Consider the following 18,950-nt stretch of genomic DNA (forward strand, 5'->3'; position numbering starts at 1 on the left):
GTTACAGAATCGCCTTATGTACAAACTTTATGAGCAATGTACAAACTTTATTGTTGCTGCACAGATTAAACCCACTGGCCGGCGACGTAGCCACTCGACCAAGCCCATTGGAAGTTATAGCCGCCGAGCCAGCCAGTCACATCCATCACCTCTCCGACAAAGAACAAACCTGCCACGGTTTTGCACTCCATGGTTTTGGATGAGAGGCAGTCGGTATCCACTCCGCCGAGCGTCACTTCAGCAGTGCGATAGCCTTCGGTGCCGTTTGGCACAATCGACCACTGTTCTAAACTGGTTTGCACCGCGTCGAGCTCTTTGGGGGAATACTGTTTCAGCGGTTTATCGGCAAACAGTTGGCGCTCAATCAGCACTTCCACCAAACGCTTAGGCAACACTTTCGATAAGGTATTTTTCAAGCTCTGATTCGGGTGCGCTTCTTTTTCGCTATTCAGCAGCTCCGCCAAATCCACGTCCGGCACTAAATTGGTGGTGATGGTTTGTCCCGGAGTCCAATAAGAGGAAATTTGTAGCACTGCAGGGCCAGATAAGCCGCGGTGAGTAAACAGCAAGGCTTCTTTAAAAGTTTTACCGCACTCTGCGCGCATCTCAACGGGAATCGCCACACCCGATAACGGCGCAAAATCTTCCTTATCTTGCACATGCAACGTAAATGGCACTAGACCTGCGGTGGTACTGATCACGGGCAAGCCAAACTGCTCTGCGATTTTGTAGCCAAACGGCGTCGCGCCCAATTTCGGCATCGACAAACCGCCGGTAGCAACCACCAGCGACGCACACTCAATCTCACCGATGGTAGTTTGCAGGGTAAAACCTTGTTCAGTGTGGGCTATCGTGCTGATTTCAACTTGATAACGCTGCTCGATATTGGGTTGATTACACTCACTGAGCAGCATATCCACAATCTCTTTGGCCGAATCAAGGCAAAACAGCTGGCCATGATCACGTTCTTCATAAGCAATGCCATATTTGCTGACCAGCGAGATGAAATCCCAGTTGGTGTATTGCGACAGTGCCGATTTCACAAAGTGTGGGTTTTGGCACAAGTAGTTCGCCGACGAGACATCATAGTTAGTGAAATTACAGCGACCACCACCAGAGATCAGAATCTTCCGCCCCGGTTTTTTAGCATGATCGAGCAGTAATACCTGACGGCCACGTTGTGCCGCCTGCGCCGCGCACATTAAACCTGCTGCACCTGCGCCAATTATCACTACATCGACTTTCTTGCTCATCACGGCCACCTAATACCATAAAAAAAGGATGTGCTGAGTGCACATCCTTACTCACTTGGGCGGCTATTCTAACGGCAAATGGCCACTCTGCCAACGCAATGCCAATCTGCGGCCAACCGATGTGATTAGAGCATAAAGGCAACGACCGTAGTCAAAACCAGTAATGAACCAGACAGAATAAACAGCTCACGGACCCGATCACACTTGCCGGTAAATACGGGATCATGATGATGGTGATACTCGCGACCTTTAAGATAGTGATATAAGCGAACCTGTTTGGTCACGTTACCATGAGTGGTAAAAAAACCCCGACCATCAACTTGTTGATAAAGCAACGGATGAGCTTCACGCATGATGTAAATAAGTGAGCGCAGCGCTGTCACATAACGTGCGACGTTAATCGCCGTCACGGCCATAAGCGCAAATAGAATGGTATCTCCACTGATCATCTTTTCCTCCCTACACACCTTGTGTTGAGAATGCCCAGAGAAAAAGACGATCGCTTCAGTTTGTCTTTTTGCCGATCTTACTCAGCAGGAGCATCCATCACAGAAGATGAGCCTTTCTTTGCCAATGCTGCCAGATCTTTATCAATGAAGAACAACGCCTTACCATCTTCACCGACCAGTTCCAGCTTATCTAAAATCCCTTTAAACAACTTCTCTTCTTCGTGCTGTTCGGCCACGTACCACTGAAGGAAGTTAAATGTTGAGTAGTCTTGGGAAGTGAACGCCACATGAGCCAGTTTGTTAATCTGTTGCGTGATCTTCTGTTCATGTTGGTACGTCTCACGAAACACTTCACCCAGTGAAGCAAATTCGTGGCGTGGCGCAGCGATCGCACCAAGGATTGGCAGGGCTCCCGTCTCACTCACATAAGTGAACAGACGTTGCATGTGCTGCATTTCTTCTACCGCATGAACGCGTAAAAACTCAGCAGCACCATCAAATCCTTTGTCTTCACACCAAGCACTCATTTGTAAGTATAGATTGGATGAGAAAAATTCGAGGTTAATTTGCTCATTGAGATGTTCAACCATCGCTTGCGACAACATAGAAAACTCCTAATTCACTGTAACTATTTGAACGAACTATAGCATGTTCGCTAGTTATTGTAGCCCCACCCCAAAGCATCGCCATCAAACTGAGATCGCTGCGACAAAAAAATCACCAATCCAGTGCTACGCTGTGCTTAGTCACCCGAAAAGGAGTCCATACAATGAGTTATCAACATCTTTTGGTTGCGGTGGATCTGTCTGAAGACAGCAAACTGCTGGTTGAAAAAGCGGTGGCTCTGGCCAAACCTCTCAATGCAGAAGTCTCGTTCATTCATATTGATGTGAACTACGCTGAGCTGTACACCGGCCTTATCGACATTAATTTGGCCGAAACACAACATCACGCGATGGAAGCGTCACAAAAGCAACTGCAGGATTTGGCGCTGCATGCCAATTACCCGATTAAGCATACCTTGGTCGGTAGCGGCGATTTGACCAATGAACTGTGCGAAACCATCAGCGAATTTAACGTGGATTTATTGGTGTGCGGCCATCACCAAGATTTTTGGAGCAAACTGCTCTCCTCCACTCGTCAGCTGATCAATAGCTCACCCGTGGATATGCTCGTCGTACCACTCTGCGACTGACGAGCAGAAAATACTCAGGTAGACTGCGCACTCCATTCACTCATTCGATAGCGTTATGGTTTATCTCTCTGCAGTCACCCTGTTGTGGGCATTTTCATTTAGCCTGATCGGCGTTTATCTCGCCGGTCAGGTAGATTCTTGGTTTGCAGTCTGGATGCGAGTGGCTCTCGCGAGCTTAGTGTTCATCCCTTTTCTCCGTTTTAAAGATGTACCGCGAGCTCTGATTGCCAAATTGATGGCAATTGGTGGCATTCAACTTGGCTTGATGTACTGTTTTTACTACCAATCCTTCTTGCTGCTCTCGGTTCCTGAAGTCTTACTGTTTACTGTATTTACTCCGATTTACGTCACCTTGATTTACGATTTTCTCAAAGGGCGTTTTTCCCCTTGGTATTTAGTCACCGCGTTGATTGCCGTTTTGGGTGCAGTATTGATTAAATTTGCAGGAATTAATGACCATTTCCTGACGGGGTTTTTCGTGGTGCAAGGGGCCAATCTCTGCTTTGCGATTGGCCAAGTCGGCTATAAATACCTGATGGAGCGTGAGCAAACCGCCTTACCGCCACATACTGTGTTTGGTTATTTCTACCTCGGTGCACTGGTGGTAGCCAGCGTGGCGTTTTTGCTGCTTGGTAACCCTGAAAAGCTCCCGACAACTTCACTGCAGTGGGGAATCTTGCTCTATTTGGGGTTGATCGCTTCTGGGCTTGGCTATTTTGCATGGAACAAAGGTGCATGCATGGTCAATGCCGGAGCCTTAGCGATCATGAACAATGCGCTAGTGCCAGCTGGTTTAGTGGTGAATATTCTGATTTGGAACCGCGATGTCGACCTCATCCGTCTCTCTCTAGGCGGAGCCGTTATTCTCGCTTCTTTGTGGATCAACGAAACTTGGGTAAAACGTCGCGTTGAACGTGATTATCAACGCCAAAACTTAACCTAAGCGGACTCTATCGCCCAAAACACCAAAGCCCATCATTAGATGGGCTTTGTCTTACGATTTATCGGCGTTGCAAGCTTAATGCATACTGACTTGAGCGGCGATCTCATGAACCAGAGCAGGATTAGTCTGCGCGACTTTTCCTTCCAGCTGTTGCTGTTTTTTCATCAGCTTACGCTGCTTCTTCAGCACTTTTTCCAGTTTTTTATGAAACTTCTGCTGTTTCTTCAAACTGCCTTTCGGCAATAGACTCGCCACGCCGGTATTGGTTTCGTTTTCCGATAACGCGGAGATATTGGCAGCAGGAGACCTCACACTCAGAGCTTGCGGCTTACACAGGCTTTTCTTATCACCCGCCACTCGTGCACAAGCTCGACACAAAAACTGCGGCTCAGCCACTAAGCGTTCAATCTCACCAAGGGAAGTCGCAATCTCATTGCGGCTGAGTTTACATAGACGTTTAGCCACTGACTGCTCCAGCTAAAATACGAATTATTCTCAGGCGCAGATATTACGTGGTTCATTTGAAAACACAAGTCAGATTCTGTTCGCGCTTGTTCACCAATAATGTTTGCGTTGAATGAGGTTATTCACCATCCATTGCAGCGAGCACATACACATCAAAGCGGTTTTTCTTGGTTTCTATCGCCATGCTTGGTTTACGATGTTGTAGCCACGGCGCGTAATCCGGCCGTTTCACCACCACTCGCTTTTGCGCCAGTTGCAGGGCGGGTTCGAGTAGAGCATCTGCATCATTATCAGCTCCCACCAACGATTGAAATACTCGCATCTCTTTTTTGACTAACGCACTTTTCTTTTTATTCTCAGGATGAGGATACATAGGGTCTAAATAGATCACATCGGGGCGAACAAAGTTGGGATCAGCGGCCAATTGCTGCAAAGCATCATGGCTTGAAGCGTGCAGTAGGCTAATGCGCTCACTCACCCAAACCCCTATTTCACTATCTTGTTTGGCGCGTTGTAAGCCATCTTCCAATAAAGCGGCCACCACGGGATGACGTTCTACCATTTGCACTCGGCAACCCAAGGATGCCAACACAAAGGCATCGCGCCCCAAGCCCGCCGTTGCATCGAGCACCACAGGAGTGACGCCTTTATTCAAACCTGCGGCTTTGGCGATCGACTGCCCTTTACCGCCACCAAATTTGCGACGATGCGCCACTGCGCCTTCCACCCAATCAACATAGATTGCGCCAAGTTTCGGCTCATCGAATTTGCGCAGTTCAAGGCGTTCCTCGGTGAGCACCAAAGCAAATACACTGTCAGCACTGGCTTGCAGCTGCCAACGCGCAGCAATCTGCTCTAACTCGTGCGCACGGTGTGGCGCTTCGCAAATCAGTTGTATCAACAAGGGAACTCCGAAAACCTAGATAAAACGGCGCTCAGTGTAGCGGATTTTGTCGGCAAACCCTACGCTTTCTCTTTGAGCTGCGCAGCAACCAAATCAGCGATTGGTTGTGGGCGACTAAACAGGTATCCCTGTGCATAGTCGACGCCAATCTGCTGCAAGGCCTGCAGAATTTGCTCGTTTTCGACAAATTCCGCAACGGTGGTTTTACCCATCTGTTTGGTCAGTTCGTGAATTGAGCGCACCATCAAGCGATCCATCTCGTTTTTATCCATATCACACACAAAAATCCCATCGATTTTCACGATATCCACAGGCAATTTTTGTAAATATCCGAATGATGAAAGCCCTGAACCAAAATCGTCTAACGCTAAAATACAGCCCAAGTTTTTTAGCTGAGAAAATACCGTAATCGCTTGATTGAGATTACACATTGCGGCAGTTTCAGTGATTTCAAAGCAAATTTTGTTGCACGGTATGCGCCCATGACATAAGCGATCGAGCAAGAAGGCCACAAAATCAGGATTGCCAATCGAGTTCCCCGAGAGGTTAATGGACACTCGGCCCAGTTTCTTTATCACCTCAGGGCGTGCTTCAAGCCAACTTAACGTCTGTTCCACGATCTGCCGATCTAAGCGATGTGCTAGGTTATACCGTTCAGAAGCCGGTACAAAAATACCAGGCGAGACATATTCCCCCACAGCGTTCTTGATTCGCACGAGCACTTCAAAATGGAGCTGCACATCGGGGTGATTAAGAGGCACGATGCGCTGTGCAAAGAGCTCAATTCGATCATTGGCCAAAGCATCATGCACTAGGTTGACGCATTCCATTTCCTGCTGACGTCGGCGTAAATCAGCATCATCTTGTCGGTACAAGTTAAACCGGTTACGACCTTCTTCTTTCGCGGCATGACAAGCGGTATCTGCCTGCGCATGCACCATTTGTGGTGATGTTGCCGTATGATCCATCATGCGAATGCCAATCGAACAGGTCAGATTAAATCGAATGTGCTCCCACACAAATGGCACTTCACTCAGCGCATGAATGATACTTTGCGCCACCAGCACGGCATCTCGCTCGGTACAATCGCGCAATAAAATGGAGAATTCATCGCCTCCCATACGTGCCAACGTGGCTCTAAACGGTAATACATCTTCCAGCATACTGGCACAAAACTGAATAGCACCATCACCCGCATCATGCCCTGCGGTATCGTTAAGGACTTTGAGCTGATCAAGATCGAGATACAACATCGCATGTGTACGCAGCTGACTTTCCGTCTCTTTGAGTGCTTTGGCTAACTCCAACTCAAACTGGTTACGGTTGAGTGTGTGCGTTAATGAATCATAACGAGCCTGATAAGCCAATTGATCCGCGAGTTGGCGAGTTTCCGTAATGTCCTCACCCACAATCAATAGCGTACCCGTTTCAAGCAGAGGGCGGATATTTTCACGAACCCACACCGTTTCCCCCGTATGGTGCTGATAACTGACTTCTCGTCGCCATACCGAGGAAGCGTGCCGGCTTGGCAGCAACAAGACTTGCCTTGGTGTTAATGCGTCCTCATCTTGGTAAAAATCACGAATGTGGTGCCCTAACATGGCCTCGGCCGGATACCCCAACAGCTGTTCCGCAAACTGATTGACTTGTTGGATATGATTTCGTTCATCCAACGTCAGCATCATCACAGGCTGCTGATCGTAGTAATGACGTAAACTGGCTTCACGTTGAAATAGCTTATCTTCGGTAATTTTACGCCAAGTAATATCCTGAGCTTCGAGCAGAATTTGCGACTCTTCCCGAGTGGGTAATGGTTTAAACTGACACTCCAGCACAATAGCACCTAGCTCGGGATGCCAGATCTCTGCATTGAATTGCCGAGTCTGCGGGATGGATTCGGCAAAGTAATTTTGTATATGCTCGACTGCGGAGTCTTCCCAACCTTTGTGCAACCATATCGGCCGAAGTAGGCTTTCCCCATGTCGGTACAACAGGCTTTGCAACTTTCCATTGCAAGAAATAATTCGCCCTTCCAAATCAAAAATACCGATGTAATGCGTGCTTTGATCGAAAATCGATTCCAATAACTTTTGATTCGCACGTAGGCGTTCAGTGTAGTAATACTGTCGAACAACAATGATCAGCAGCAGGCATACGCCACCGATCACGGCAAGCCACAACATCGTGCCACCAACCGAATCACTATCCCATTGATAGCGATTCTCCGTTAATTCAGCTTGGCTCACCGGCAATGTTTGACCTTGTGCCAGCGCTGCAAAAAACAAACAACTCAGCATAAGAGCAAACGGAATGCGGGGTCTTAGGCTCATGATTCGCGATAGGCTCAATCCAGACTCCAAGGTTAAAGAATATTGTTAATGATGATAAAATCAGCGCTCTCTATTTTGTGTCGGCAGACTATCAGGAAGGACCATGCAAACCAACCACACCAAACTCGATGATCTGGATCGTGCCATCCTGAAAATTCTCATGGATGATGCGCGTACACCTTATGCAGAAATGGCGAAACAATTTAATGTTAGTCCAGCAACGATTCACGTGCGAATCGAGAAGATGAAAGCCGGGGATATTATTCAAGGGACGGAAGTGGTGGTAAATACCAAAAAGCTCGGTTATGACGTCTGCTGCTTTATTGGTATTAATCTGAATGCGGCGCGAGATTACCATTCTGCACTCGCCAAATTGAATGCACTGGATGAAGTGGTGGAAGCCTACTACACCACGGGCGCCTATAACATCTTTGTGAAATTGATGTGTCGTTCGATCGAAGAATTACAGTATGTGCTGATCGATAAGCTGCAAGCCATTGATGAAGTTCAGTCGACAGAAACGCTGATTTCCTTACAAAATCCGATTAACCGTAACGTGAACCCGTGATGGCATTGACCAAGCTCTCGGCCTTGTCATTTCGACATCTACAATAAGAAAAACAAGGCTTAAGATGAGAACGGTGCTGCTTAGAAGAAATAAACGCTAGCGTTTTTGTAAGTAGTTCAGTAGCTCTTCGGCAGAAATACCTTGTTGCGCCAGTTGCTTGGCCATAATTTCAACTTGCTCACCCTTACGCGATTCAATCACTTGCTGGAACTGATAAACCAGATCACGCAACACGGTAATTGGAACTTGCTTTGCTGCACTACGGATGCGTTCACTGCTTTGATTACCCAGTTCATTGAGTAATTTGCCAAACATCACCTTTTCTGGTGCTTCATCAAGCTGTTCCAGAATGCGAGCCATTTCATAGGTGGTTAAAGACATGGGTATTGAATTCCAAACGGTTAGTCAGTATCGAAGAGGCAAATAATATACACAGGATACACGCTGAGTAAAATAGCCTCAGCGTGTATTTATCTTGTTGAATCAGCACTCAGATGCTTGGGTATGCCAACGAAAACCTATCGGAGAGAACAAAATAAGCAATGCCGGTGCAGCGAGCCACATCGTCAAACCAATCAATGGTTGAGGCTCAGAGATGAAGCGTTGCAAAGTCCCGACGAGTAAACCCGATCCACTCATTTGAAATAAGCCTAAAAGTGCCGCAGCCGTACCCGCTTTGTCACCAAATGGAGCTAACGCCTTACCCGCTGCGCCACCAAGAATCCAAGCAAAACCAATTGAGGATAAAAACACAGGGAGCATAAATGCTAACGCTGTTGACTGATGTTGCAAAATCATCATCAAACATCCAGCAATCATCAGCGTTACAATCCCAATAACCAATGAAACGCGCGTACCCAATTTATCCATGACTTTCGGAGCGGTCATGCAAGCAATAATGTTAACCACCGCGTTAACGCCAAACCAGAAAGTAAACTCATTCATACTGAGCTGTAAACGTTCCATTAGGATCACTGGTGCCGAAGTCACATAGGCTAAAATCACCGCCATCGCTAACAAACAGAGTGTCGCATGGAAAAGAAATGTCGGCTCTCTCAGTACCGCCACATAGCGTGAAAGCTTAAATACCGCCGGACGACTCCCTGTATTAGGATTACTCTCTTGCATACGTAGCGCAATGGCTGAACCAACGATCAAAGCAAACCCTGCCATGAAGCTGAAATTAGCTCGCCAGCCGAATTGTTGGGTAAGCCAGCTTCCCATAATGGGTGCAAGAGCCGGAATAAAACAGATCGCCCCATTGAGGTAGCTGATCATCTTGCCACTCTTCTGAGGGCCAAATAAATCGCGAACCGTTGCAAAAGCTGCTACGGAGGTTGCACACGCTCCTAAGCCTTGTAGCAGCCGAGCCATCAACATCCACTCAATACTTTGCGCGCTCCACGCCAATAAAGCGCTCAAGATATAGATGGTGATGCCTCCTAATGCAACCGTTCGACGACCGTACTTATCTGCTAATGGGCCTGCAAATAGCTGCCCCACACCCATAGCAAACAAAAACCAAGTGATCGTATCTTGCGCGAGTGCATGTTCCACGTGAAACGCTTGCGAAATTTGTGGCAATGCCGGTAAGTAAATATCGATGGCTAAGGGGCTAAAAAGAACCAAAAGCGTCAGTAATACCATTTGTTGTTTACTGACCTGGCTAGGCACTGCTTGTTTCACTTCACACTCCGACTCAATTTTAAAGATCGGTGCATGATACATGCAGCGAGATATGCTAAACAGTGGCATATCGTCATTGCTGTTATTCTTATTTGGAAAAACTCATGCAAATTGAAAAATTAGCGCGCATCGATCTTAACTTGCTGGTGTGTTTGAAAGTGCTCATCGAAGAGTTAAGTGTTACACGAGCAGCCGCTCGCTTGTGCTTAAGCCAATCAGCCGTCAGTAAATCGCTAGCGAAGCTACGAGAACAGTTTGATGACCCATTATTTGTGCGAACATCCTATGGGCTAAACGCCACTCCTAAGGCCATGTTTTTAAAGCCCAAGCTAGATGTGTTAGTCAATCAACTTGAATTGCTCACACAACCAGCCCATTTTTCCCCTCAATCGAGCGAATACCGCTTTCAAATTGCCGCGGTAGAAAGTGCTTATCCACTGATCATGCCCTACTTTTTACCCACCATTTTCCGTCATGGTCCACATCTCAGTATCAGTACTCATTCATGGAACGAACAAACCTTTCGCAAGCTCCAAGTGGGAGAGCTCGATTTTGGGCTGACAGGAAAAGACATCGACATTAACGATGCCAAACTCACAATGCTTCCCCCTGCAGACATTTGTGAGCAAGAGCTATTTCGAGACCGGCAGCACTGCGTACTACGCCGAGATCATCCACTGCTCACTCAGGAGTGGAACCTCACTACCTACTTAAATCAGCGTCATGTACAAGTACGCTGTGATGGTAATGATCGCTGGCTATTAGATTATCGGTTAGCCGATATTGGTTTTGAGCGAGATATTGCCATCACGGTTCCGGATTTCAATAGCGCGGCAAGCTTGTGTACTTACACTGATTTTGTCTTTACTGCGCCAAGCCATTTCACCCAGCTAGTGGCTAAACAACTTGGTTTGGTAGAGCTGCCATTGCCTTTCGAGCTCCCCCCGATGGCCTATACGCTATTTTGGCATCGTGACCGAACCAACGATCCGGCAATCCGTTGGCTACGTGAACTGATACAAACCAATACACTCCATTTGCGCTGAAACCATAGTGGGATATTTGCGCCGTGTCGGCAAAAGGAGTAGCTTATTCGCTCTCGTCCACTTGCTGTACCCTTCAATACAACAAGCAATAACAAAGGACTGTTTAGAAAAAGGATAATCTCAGATGCCAAACTCTTATACTCAGCGCCTCGCCAATTTTCGCGATTGGTTACAGACTCAACAACTCGATGCGTTCATCGTTCCACATGAAGATGAATATTTAGGTGAATACGTTCCAGAACACAACGAACGCCTACATTGGCTAACGGGCTTTACCGGTTCAGCGGGTGCCGCCATCGTCGCGACCAATCACGCAGCGATTTTTGTTGATGGCCGCTATACCGTTCAGGTTCGCAAGCAAGTCTCTCCTGAATTGTTTGAATATCGCCATTTAATTGAAGAGCCTTACTTGTCTTGGCTAGTGCAAACGCTGCCTCAAGGTTCTAAAGTTGGCTACGATCCTCGCATGCATCGTGGTAGTTGGCTCATTCAAGCGCAAAAGCTGTTAGCAGGTCGAGTCTTTCTGGTTCCTGTGACGAGCAATCCGATCGATGTACTGTGGATCGACCGCCCAGCACCAGTGGTGTCTGAAATGCGCTTGATGCCATTTTCTAGCGTAGGCCAAACGAGTCTGGAAAAACGTCAGTTGATCGCCAATACCCTGCGTGAAAAAAATGCGGATTGCGTCGTTCTCACTGAACTTGACTCGATCGCTTGGTTACTCAATATCCGTGGTTTAGATGTTTCACGCCTACCTGTTTTGCTTTCTCACGCGATTGCTCACCAAGACAGCAGCATTGATTTCTTCCTTGATCCCGCTCGTTTGGCCGATGGGTTCCATGCGCATGTTGATGGCATCGTTCGTGTACACCACCCAGAACAACTTGAAAAACAATTACAGCAATTAAACGGTCGTCGAGTCATGTTGGACTCTGCCACTAGCAATGCTTGGTTCACTCTCACCTTGCAAAATGCAGGCGCTGAGCTGTTGAATGAAGCCGATCCATGCTTGTTACCTAAGGCAGCCAAAAACAATGTTGAGGTCGCTGGCATGCGCGCTTGCCATGTTCGAGATGGTGCCGCCATGGTGCAATTTTTAGCATGGCTAGACAATGAAGTGGCTCATGGACGTTTACATAATGAAGCACAACTGGCCGATGAACTAGAAACGTTCCGTCGCCAGGATTCAACCTTGGTCGACTTGAGCTTTGATACCATTTCCGCTGCTGGTACCAACGCTGCCATGTGTCATTACAATCACCAGAATCAAGTTCAGCCAGGGCAACTTTCAATGAATAGCCTGTACTTGGTCGATTCAGGTGGCCAGTACACAGATGGCACTACCGATATCACTCGTACTATTGCGATTGGTAAAGTGAGCAATGAGATGAAGCAGCAGTTTACTTTGGTACTCAAAGGACACATCGCTCTTGCTCGCGCGCGTTTCCCGAAAGGGACAACAGGCTCACAGTTGGATGTGCTCGCAAGGCAACACTTATGGGCGCATGGCTATGACTATGACCACGGTACAGGTCATGGCGTGGGACATTTCTTAAGTGTTCATGAGGGCCCACAGCGTATTGCCAAAGTACACAATGGCGTGGCTTTGCGCACTGGCATGGTGCTATCCAATGAACCAGGCTATTACCGCGCGGATGCTTTCGGTATTCGTATCGAGAACCTAGAGTTAGTGACTGAGTTCGACACGCAGGGGGATTTCTCTGTGCTGGGTTTTGAATCATTGACTCGTTGCCCTATCGATAAGCGTGCTATCGAGGTGAATTTACTCACCAAACCAGAGCTAAACTGGCTCAACCAATACCACCAAAAGGTATGGGATGAAGTGAGTCCGCTCATCAAAGATGAAGCGACTCATCAATGGCTTGCTCAAGCAACTTCCCCACTGAGCCATCCATAACTCAATGCCGACGGGTTTGATGTGTTTAGCAAGAACCTACTAATAAAAGCAAACCGCCAATCGGCGGTTTGCTTTTATCTATAACTTTTTAGAAGCATTGGCTTTTAACAAACTAAGTAAAACCATGTTGGTTTCACGTGAAACATTAGCCCGAATAAGCTCGATGCCAATCTTTCCAAACCACTTGTAAGCCTTGCTGCATTAACGCCGCACTCACTTCTGCAGCAGAACGCTCATCACTGACAGCAAACTGCTCCAACTCCACCTTAGGGTCTGAGTATCCACCCGGCTGAGTTTTCGAAGCCGCCGACATCGATGTCACCCCAAGTTTTGCGACTTGATCACGGAATACGGGCGATTCTCTAGTGGAAAGAGAAAGCTCTACTTCACCGTTCAACAAGCGGTAAGCACAGATTAACTGAACCAACTGTCGATCTGTCATCGCCGATTTGGGTTGCAACGATCCCTCACAAGGTCGTAACCGAGGAAATGAAATCGAGTAGCGCGTTTTCCAGTAATGACGCTCTAAATAGTCCAGATGAGCAGCAACAAAAAAGCAATCCGTTCGCCAATCTTCTAAACCGATTAGCGCACCAATACCAATTTTGTCGATCCCCGCTTTTGCTAACCGATCGGGAGTTTCAAGCCGATACTGGAAATTGGTTTTATTGCCACGTAGATGATGCTGAGCATAGGTTGATGGATGATACGTTTCCTGATAAACCATCACGGCATCCAACCCAAGCCCGATTAACTGTTCATACTCTTCTTGCTGCAATGGCTGAACTTCCATTGCAACGTAGTTGAAAGCCTTCTTGATGATAGGCAGTACTTGGCGAAAATATTCGATTCCAACTTTAGTTTCGTGCTCTCCAGTAACCAGTAAGACGTTATCAAAACCCATCATTTTAATCGCAACGATTTCACGCTCCACATCATCCAAATTCAGCGTCTTTCTCTTGATGCGGTTATCCATCGAAAAACCACAGTAGGTACACGAATTAGAGCAAAGATTAGAAAGATAGAGAGGTATATACATCGACATGGTATTACCAAATCGCTGTCGAGTCGCTTGATAAGCAGCTTGAGCCATAGCCTCCAGATAAGGCTCAGCGGCAGGAGAAATCAGAGCTTTAAAATCCTCTAACGACCTCTTTCGAGAAGACAAAGCCAGTTCAACATCTCGCGAATTTTTTGCGTAGATAGAGAGGCGACAATCATCCCAGTCCAATTGTTGAAAATGCTGCATGAAACTCATGATACGAAATCCAAAAATCCAGTTAACGGACTCGAAGCAGCTGCCGCTTTCACTCTGGATGGCATACCTGACTCATACGCGATTCTCCCCGCCTCGACGGCAAGCTTAAATGCCCGAGCCATGGCAATGGGATCCCTCGCTGCCGCAATAGCAGTGTTAACCAATACAGCATCCGCACCCAATTCCATCGCCAGCGCCGCATCCGATGGTGAGCCAATTCCTGCGTCAACGATAATGGGTACATTTGCTTGATCTATGATGATTTCGAGGAATGTTTTCGATGCTAGGCCTTGATTGCTGCCGATGGGAGAACCCAGTGGCATTATCGCCGCACAGCCAACCTCTTCCAATCTTTTACATAACACAGGGTCTGCATGACAGTAAGGTAAAACCGTAAACCCCAACTTCACTAACTGCTCAGCCGCTAACAACGTTTCGATGGGATCGGGCATCAAATATTTGGGGTCAGGGTGAATTTCCAATTTCAACCAATTCGTGCCTAACGCCTCTCGCGCGAGTTTCGCTGCATAAACTGCATCTGCCGCATTTTTTGCACCCGATGTGTTCGGCAACAAATTCATCTTCATATCCAATAGCGGAGCAAGAATATCATCATTTCGCTGGGCCAAATCAATTCGCTTTAACGCCATAGTGACCAGCTCTGAACCAGAAGCAGCCAGTGCTTTAGCCATTACGTGTCGATTGGAGAACTTCCCAGTGCCGGTTAACAATCTCGAATTGAATGTCTTATCTGCAATGTTAAGCATCTGATAACTAGCCTCCTGCTATCGCTTGGAATAAGGAAATTTGATCACCCGAACTCAACATGGTTTGCTCCCACTCACTCTTGGGAACAACATGCCCATTAATGCTAAACACACAACCTTGTGCAGGCAGATTTAGCTGACTGTGTAGCTGTTGCAAAGAACTAGATGCAATGAGCTCAATGGCTTGCTGATTAAGATAAATCGTTACTGACATGTCACTTCCTCCATTGATACCACTCTGCACACAGGGCAAGCCTTATCTTGATGGAGTTGAAGCGTCTGCCAACTCAGCTGCTTGCCATCAAAACGTATCAATTGGCCTGCTGGGAAGAGTGTCTTATCGAGCAAGAAATGCAGTGCAAGAAGAGCCTGCCCGTTACCGATCATCCCAACTACAGGCCCAATAACACCTTGCTCACTGCAACTCTGCCTATCAGCTATATCGGGAACAACACAGTGATAACAAGGCGAATCATGCGAATGGTCAAAGGCCATCAGATGCCCTTCCCAACCAATTGCAGCTCCACTCACCAATGGAACTTGAGCAGAGAAACACACTCGGTTGATCATATGGCGGGTGGGTAAGTTATCGCTGCAATCAATAACCATATCTACATTTCCAATCTCCAGACCTAGAATAGTCTCATCTAGGCGTCGAGCGACCGTCCGTACACGAACATCAGAATTCAAAGATCTCAAGTGGTGTGCCAGTGCTTCTGCTTTATTGCTACCTAGTTGCTCCTCGCGATAACAGATCTGGCGATGCAGGTTGTGTACTTCCAACGCATCACCATCGGCAATTATCACTTGCCCAATACCAGCACCCACTAGATAAGACGCAACAACATTACCTAGCCCACCACAACCAACGATCAAAACACGTGCGTTGATTAATTTTTGTTGGCCATTTTCTTGCACTTCGGCAAGACTAATCTGGCGCTGATAGCGGATAAATTGTGGATCACTCAACATTGCTCGCCTCCCATTCCATGCTGTAAGACCTCGCTTGTTTTCTAAGCTCACTTTCTTTCTGCCCACTGAAAGCAAACATCAATTGATGCACAGCAAAAGCTGGATTGACGGATTGGGTGATAGCTCGCACGACCGCAGCCGAAGTCACTCCACAGCGCAGGACTTCCTCAATATTTGAGTGGTCAATACCACCAATAGCCACGGTAGGCATTCCTTTCTGCCCATGATAAGAAAGCTGATCCGCTAATCCTTGGTAAGCTGCTAAGCGTACTAACCCTTGTGGTTTAGAAGGCATTTGCTTGGTTGTGGTAGGAAAAATATGGCCAAGAGCAATATAACTCGGCTGTAAACATGCCACGTTAAGTAGTTCATAATACCCATGCGTGGAGAGGCCAAGTCTTAGGCCTGCTTGAGCTAGCTCCGCTAAATTAGCCGTGCTGAGATCTTCTTGCCCAAGGTGTACACCATAGGCATGATGTTTAATGGCGATCTGCCAGTAATCATTGATAAAAACCTGTGCGTTGTATTTTCGACCTAGATCTATTGCTCGAACAATTTGCGTTTCCAAATCCACTCGCGCCGGATCTTTTATGCGCAGCTGAACGGTTTTAACACCTAATTTAAGTAGCAATTCAATCCAACTCACATCATCGACGACCGGATAAAGTGTGAATAGAGTTTTATCTATAGCTGGAAATCCTTTCGTTGACTGTAATTCTGAGCCTGAATAGACGGAGGGAAAAAATTCCAGACTTGTCGGCCACGTTTCACGTGAAACACCCTGTTTCTGAGACACAGCAGCACGCGCAACGCACAAGGCATCTTCAATAGAAAAACCCAATGCCAACAGAGCCAAAAGCCAAGCAACATGCTGATCTAATTGACAATTAGATATAAGTAATGGATATGGGTAAGTAATACACTGACAACAGTTTCCCTCAACTTGCCATTCATCCATACCATAGTCATTGTGAGAGCGAAGGCCGATTTTTACCTTACAGCGAGCCTCAATATCTCGATGCTCAGATAAGTATTGCAAGTAATAATCCAACGGCTCAGAAGTGCCCTCACTAGGGCACAAGTCACAACCAATTCGCAAAGTGGATTTCGCTTCTAAAACAAAACAATCACTAGTAGCAACATCTAGGCTGATATTTTGAATGTCGAATCCTTGCTCTTTGGCTTGCAACAAAACATATTGCACGCGTCCAATCCATTCAGCGCAACCACGGGGAAAGACCAGTCGAGTCATAATCACTCCTCAACCAGATCTTTCACTAGTGGATGATAGATCTGTGCGCCTGAAGCTAAGAATTCTCGTGACTTTTCTTGCATGCCTTTTTGCGCGACTTGATCGGGCTCCGTCACTTTAATTACAGAAATGTCCGCTGCTTGCTGGTTATTCGCATAATCCCTCACCTCTTGTGAGATTTTCATAGAGCAGAATTTTGGGCCGCACATAGAGCAGAAGTGAGCGATTTTGCCAGATTCTTGAGGTAGGGTTTCATCATGAAAGGCACGAGCAGTGACTGGGTCTAAGGCTAAATTAAATTGGTCTTCCCAACGGAACTCGAAACGTGCTTTCGACAATGCATTATCGCGAATTTGTGCACCTGGGTGTCCTTTAGCCAAATCAGCAGCGTGAGCCGCGAGCTTGTAAGTAATCAGCCCCGTTTTCACATCTTCTTTATTTGGTAACCCAAGGTGTTCTTTAGGCGTGACATAACAGAGCATGGCACAACCAAACCAACCAATCATTGCGGCACCAATACCAGAAGTAATGTGATCATAGCCTGGTGCAATATCGGTGGTCAGCGGGCCTAATGTATAGAATGGCGCTTCATGACAATGTTTCAGTTGCTCATCCATATTCGCCTTAACTAAATGCATAGGCACATGCCCTGGGCCTTCAATCATGACTTGAACATCGTATTCCCATGCGATTTTAGTTAATTCACCCAACGTACGTAATTCAGAAAACTGTGCTTCATCGTTAGCATCGGCTATTGAACCGGGACGAAGTCCATCCCCTAAAGAAAGCGCGACATCATATTGCGCACATATCTCACAGATTTCACGAAAATGGGTATAGAGAAAGTTCTCTTGGTGGTGAGAAAGGCACCATTTGGCAATAATAGAACCACCACGAGAGACAATGCCAGTCACACGCTTGGCCGTCATCGGCACATAACGCAGTAATAACCCTGCATGGATGGTAAAGTAATCAACCCCTTGTTCTGCTTGTTCAAGCAAAGTGTCACGCATCACTTCCCAATTAAGGTTCTCTGCAATTCCGTTCACTTTCTCTAGCGCTTGATACATAGGCACAGTACCAATTGGCACAGGGCTATTACGCAAAATCCACTCGCGGGTTTCATGAATATTCCGCCCTGTAGAAAGGTCCATCACAGTATCGGCACCCCAGCGAGTCGCCCACACTAGCTTTTCTACTTCTTCTTCAATAGAGGAGCTAACAGAAGAATTCCCAATATTAGCATTCACCTTAACCAAGAAATTACGGCCAATAATCATGGGCTCCGATTCTGGATGGTTGATATTACATGGAATAATCGCCCTTCCCTGCGCAACCTCATTGCGTACAAATTCAGGGGTAATTAAATCAGGAAGGTGCGCCCCAAAATTCTGTCCAGCATGTTGCTGAGTCAAATTCGGGTCTTGATAAGATAGACGACGAGAGTTTTCTCTCAGAGCCACGAATTCCATTTCAGGAGTAATGATACCTCGTCGAGCATAATGTAACTGAGTAACACAGCGCTGATTTTGAGCCTGTCTGATGCGTGGCAAATGGCCATAACGCAGTTCATCAAGCGTTTCATCGGCCAAACGTTCACGTGCAAAATCAGAGCTCATACTAGGCAGGAACTGTGTATCCTGACGCTCTTCGATCCATGATTCTCTATGTTTAGGGAGTCCGTTATAGAGATCGATATCATGCTCAGGATCAGTATAAACACCCGAGGTATCGTAAACATAAATCGGCTCATTAGGCTCAAAAATCGGCGCCTCTTTACTTCCACCGACCAAAGTATCGCTGAGAGTAATTTTACGTACTGGAACACATATATCCGTACGCGAGCCTACAAGATAGGTCTTTTGAGAGTTTGGATAGGGTTCAACTGAAAGAGTATCAATAAAACGCTTGGCTTCCAGTCTTGCTTGCTTACGATTCGACATA

19 protein-coding genes are annotated in these 18,950 nt (G+C 46.9%); 5 read left to right on the forward strand and 14 right to left on the reverse strand.

Features of this window, described 5'->3' with window-relative positions:
- Positions 1-65: 65 nt before the first annotated feature.
- From MKA69_RS04260 to ftnA, 3 genes are all read right to left on the reverse strand, one after another.
- Entirely contained in the window at positions 66-1,253 is a 1,188-nt protein-coding gene (locus tag MKA69_RS04260; RefSeq protein WP_055031825.1) for an NAD(P)/FAD-dependent oxidoreductase, read from the reverse strand.
- Between the two features lie 125 nt (positions 1,254-1,378).
- Positions 1,379-1,702, reverse strand: coding sequence for a universal stress protein UspB (gene uspB, locus MKA69_RS04265; protein ID WP_305847560.1), 324 nt, complete (start codon positions 1,700-1,702; stop codon positions 1,379-1,381).
- A 77-nt stretch (positions 1,703-1,779) separates the two neighbouring features.
- Positions 1,780-2,307 carry a non-heme ferritin gene (ftnA, locus tag MKA69_RS04270; RefSeq protein WP_000951039.1) on the reverse strand — a complete coding sequence of 176 codons (528 nt, stop codon included), beginning with the start codon at positions 2,305-2,307 and terminating at the stop codon, positions 1,780-1,782.
- 164 nt (positions 2,308-2,471) lie between these two features.
- Between ftnA and MKA69_RS04275 the strand changes: the two genes are divergently transcribed.
- Together MKA69_RS04275 and MKA69_RS04280 are read left to right on the forward strand one after the other, a co-directional pair.
- A complete protein-coding gene (locus MKA69_RS04275; RefSeq protein ID WP_305847561.1) occupies positions 2,472-2,897 on the forward strand; it encodes a universal stress protein in 426 nt (141 codons plus the stop codon).
- A 55-nt stretch (positions 2,898-2,952) separates the two neighbouring features.
- Positions 2,953-3,840, forward strand: a complete 888-nt coding sequence (locus MKA69_RS04280) for a carboxylate/amino acid/amine transporter (protein WP_055030422.1) — start codon at positions 2,953-2,955, stop codon at positions 3,838-3,840.
- Between the two features lie 75 nt (positions 3,841-3,915).
- On the opposite strand, the gene MKA69_RS04285 is transcribed toward MKA69_RS04280, so the two are convergent.
- The 3 genes from MKA69_RS04285 to MKA69_RS04295 all read right to left on the reverse strand — a co-directional run bounded on the left by MKA69_RS04285 (position 3,916) and on the right by MKA69_RS04295 (position 7,392).
- Positions 3,916-4,305: a hypothetical protein gene (locus MKA69_RS04285; protein WP_055035353.1), complete on the reverse strand. Its 390-nt coding sequence runs from the start codon at positions 4,303-4,305 to the stop codon at positions 3,916-3,918.
- 118 nt (positions 4,306-4,423) lie between these two features.
- Positions 4,424-5,209, reverse strand: coding sequence for a class I SAM-dependent methyltransferase (locus MKA69_RS04290; protein WP_305847562.1), 786 nt, complete (start codon positions 5,207-5,209; stop codon positions 4,424-4,426).
- Between the two features lie 59 nt (positions 5,210-5,268).
- A complete protein-coding gene (locus MKA69_RS04295) occupies positions 5,269-7,392 on the reverse strand; it encodes an EAL domain-containing protein (RefSeq protein WP_032469698.1) in 2,124 nt (707 codons plus the stop codon).
- A 250-nt stretch (positions 7,393-7,642) separates the two neighbouring features.
- Between MKA69_RS04295 and asnC the strand changes: the two genes are divergently transcribed.
- On the forward strand, positions 7,643-8,107 hold the full coding sequence (gene asnC, locus MKA69_RS04300; protein ID WP_001194279.1) for a transcriptional regulator AsnC: 465 nt from the start codon (positions 7,643-7,645) through the stop codon (positions 8,105-8,107).
- Positions 8,108-8,203: 96 nt separating this feature from the next.
- Here asnC and MKA69_RS04305 read toward each other — a convergent pair whose 3' ends face one another.
- Both MKA69_RS04305 and MKA69_RS04310 read right to left on the reverse strand, forming a co-directional pair.
- The gene (locus MKA69_RS04305; protein WP_055028130.1) at positions 8,204-8,488 is read right to left on the reverse strand and encodes a hypothetical protein; all 285 of its coding nucleotides are present in this window, start codon (positions 8,486-8,488) and stop codon (positions 8,204-8,206) included.
- A gap of 102 nt (positions 8,489-8,590) precedes the next feature.
- Positions 8,591-9,781, reverse strand: a complete 1,191-nt coding sequence (locus MKA69_RS04310) for a multidrug effflux MFS transporter (RefSeq protein ID WP_305848223.1) — start codon at positions 9,779-9,781, stop codon at positions 8,591-8,593.
- A gap of 116 nt (positions 9,782-9,897) precedes the next feature.
- Here MKA69_RS04310 and MKA69_RS04315 point away from each other — a divergent pair, with 116 nt between their 5' ends.
- Together MKA69_RS04315 and MKA69_RS04320 are read left to right on the forward strand one after the other, a co-directional pair.
- Positions 9,898-10,839, forward strand: coding sequence for a LysR substrate-binding domain-containing protein (locus tag MKA69_RS04315; RefSeq protein ID WP_176467603.1), 942 nt, complete (start codon positions 9,898-9,900; stop codon positions 10,837-10,839).
- A 124-nt stretch (positions 10,840-10,963) separates the two neighbouring features.
- Positions 10,964-12,757: an aminopeptidase P family protein gene (locus tag MKA69_RS04320; protein WP_305847563.1), complete on the forward strand. Its 1,794-nt coding sequence runs from the start codon at positions 10,964-10,966 to the stop codon at positions 12,755-12,757.
- A gap of 145 nt (positions 12,758-12,902) precedes the next feature.
- On the opposite strand, the gene thiH is transcribed toward MKA69_RS04320, so the two are convergent.
- From thiH to thiC, 6 genes are read right to left on the reverse strand one after another with little or no spacing between them, the layout of a single operon-like run.
- Positions 12,903-14,015, reverse strand: a complete 1,113-nt coding sequence (thiH, locus tag MKA69_RS04325) for a 2-iminoacetate synthase ThiH (RefSeq protein ID WP_305847564.1) — start codon at positions 14,013-14,015, stop codon at positions 12,903-12,905.
- Positions 14,012-14,782, reverse strand: a complete 771-nt coding sequence (locus MKA69_RS04330) for a thiazole synthase (RefSeq protein WP_305847565.1) — start codon at positions 14,780-14,782, stop codon at positions 14,012-14,014. Before MKA69_RS04330 ends, thiH begins: the two co-directional genes overlap by 4 nt.
- 7 nt (positions 14,783-14,789) lie before the next feature.
- Positions 14,790-14,996, reverse strand: a complete 207-nt coding sequence (gene thiS, locus MKA69_RS04335) for a sulfur carrier protein ThiS (protein ID WP_055028129.1) — start codon at positions 14,994-14,996, stop codon at positions 14,790-14,792.
- Positions 14,987-15,754 carry a HesA/MoeB/ThiF family protein gene (locus MKA69_RS04340; protein ID WP_305847566.1) on the reverse strand — a complete coding sequence of 256 codons (768 nt, stop codon included), beginning with the start codon at positions 15,752-15,754 and terminating at the stop codon, positions 14,987-14,989. The genes thiS and MKA69_RS04340 overlap by 10 nt, the downstream gene beginning before the upstream one ends.
- Entirely contained in the window at positions 15,744-17,006 is a 1,263-nt protein-coding gene (locus tag MKA69_RS04345) for a thiamine phosphate synthase (RefSeq protein ID WP_305847567.1), read from the reverse strand. Before MKA69_RS04345 ends, MKA69_RS04340 begins: the two co-directional genes overlap by 11 nt.
- A 2-nt stretch (positions 17,007-17,008) precedes the next feature.
- Positions 17,009-18,949, reverse strand: coding sequence for a phosphomethylpyrimidine synthase ThiC (gene thiC / locus MKA69_RS04350; RefSeq protein WP_305847568.1), 1,941 nt, complete (start codon positions 18,947-18,949; stop codon positions 17,009-17,011).
- Position 18,950 lies beyond the last annotated feature (1 nt).

It is taken from the genome of Vibrio sp. AH4 (assembly GCF_030710545.1).
GTDB classification, from domain to species: Bacteria; Pseudomonadota; Gammaproteobacteria; order Enterobacterales; family Vibrionaceae; genus Vibrio; species Vibrio metoecus.

Bases quoted from the DNA above. Each gene is read 5' to 3' on its own strand.
- MKA69_RS04260 (WP_055031825.1), bottom strand. From the start codon at position 1,253: ATGAGCAAGAAAGTCGATGTAGTGATAATTGGCGCAGGTGCAGCAGGT.
- uspB (WP_305847560.1), bottom strand. From the start codon at position 1,702: ATGATCAGTGGAGATACCATTCTATTTGCGCTTATGGCCGTGACGGCG.
- ftnA (WP_000951039.1), bottom strand. From the start codon at position 2,307: ATGTTGTCGCAAGCGATGGTTGAACATCTCAATGAGCAAATTAACCTC.
- MKA69_RS04275 (WP_305847561.1), top strand. From the start codon at position 2,472: ATGAGTTATCAACATCTTTTGGTTGCGGTGGATCTGTCTGAAGACAGC.
- MKA69_RS04280 (WP_055030422.1), top strand. From the start codon at position 2,953: ATGGTTTATCTCTCTGCAGTCACCCTGTTGTGGGCATTTTCATTTAGC.
- MKA69_RS04295 (WP_032469698.1), bottom strand. From the start codon at position 7,392: ATGTTGTGGCTTGCCGTGATCGGTGGCGTATGCCTGCTGCTGATCATT.
- asnC (WP_001194279.1), top strand. From the start codon at position 7,643: ATGCAAACCAACCACACCAAACTCGATGATCTGGATCGTGCCATCCTG.
- MKA69_RS04305 (WP_055028130.1), bottom strand. From the start codon at position 8,488: ATGTCTTTAACCACCTATGAAATGGCTCGCATTCTGGAACAGCTTGAT.
- MKA69_RS04315 (WP_176467603.1), top strand. From the start codon at position 9,898: ATGCAAATTGAAAAATTAGCGCGCATCGATCTTAACTTGCTGGTGTGT.
- MKA69_RS04320 (WP_305847563.1), top strand. From the start codon at position 10,964: ATGCCAAACTCTTATACTCAGCGCCTCGCCAATTTTCGCGATTGGTTA.
- thiH (WP_305847564.1), bottom strand. From the start codon at position 14,015: ATGAGTTTCATGCAGCATTTTCAACAATTGGACTGGGATGATTGTCGC.
- MKA69_RS04330 (WP_305847565.1), bottom strand. From the start codon at position 14,782: ATGCTTAACATTGCAGATAAGACATTCAATTCGAGATTGTTAACCGGC.
- thiS (WP_055028129.1), bottom strand. From the start codon at position 14,996: ATGTCAGTAACGATTTATCTTAATCAGCAAGCCATTGAGCTCATTGCA.
- MKA69_RS04340 (WP_305847566.1), bottom strand. From the start codon at position 15,754: ATGTTGAGTGATCCACAATTTATCCGCTATCAGCGCCAGATTAGTCTT.
- MKA69_RS04345 (WP_305847567.1), bottom strand. From the start codon at position 17,006: ATGACTCGACTGGTCTTTCCCCGTGGTTGCGCTGAATGGATTGGACGC.
- thiC (WP_305847568.1), bottom strand. From the start codon at position 18,949: ATGTCGAATCGTAAGCAAGCAAGACTGGAAGCCAAGCGTTTTATTGAT.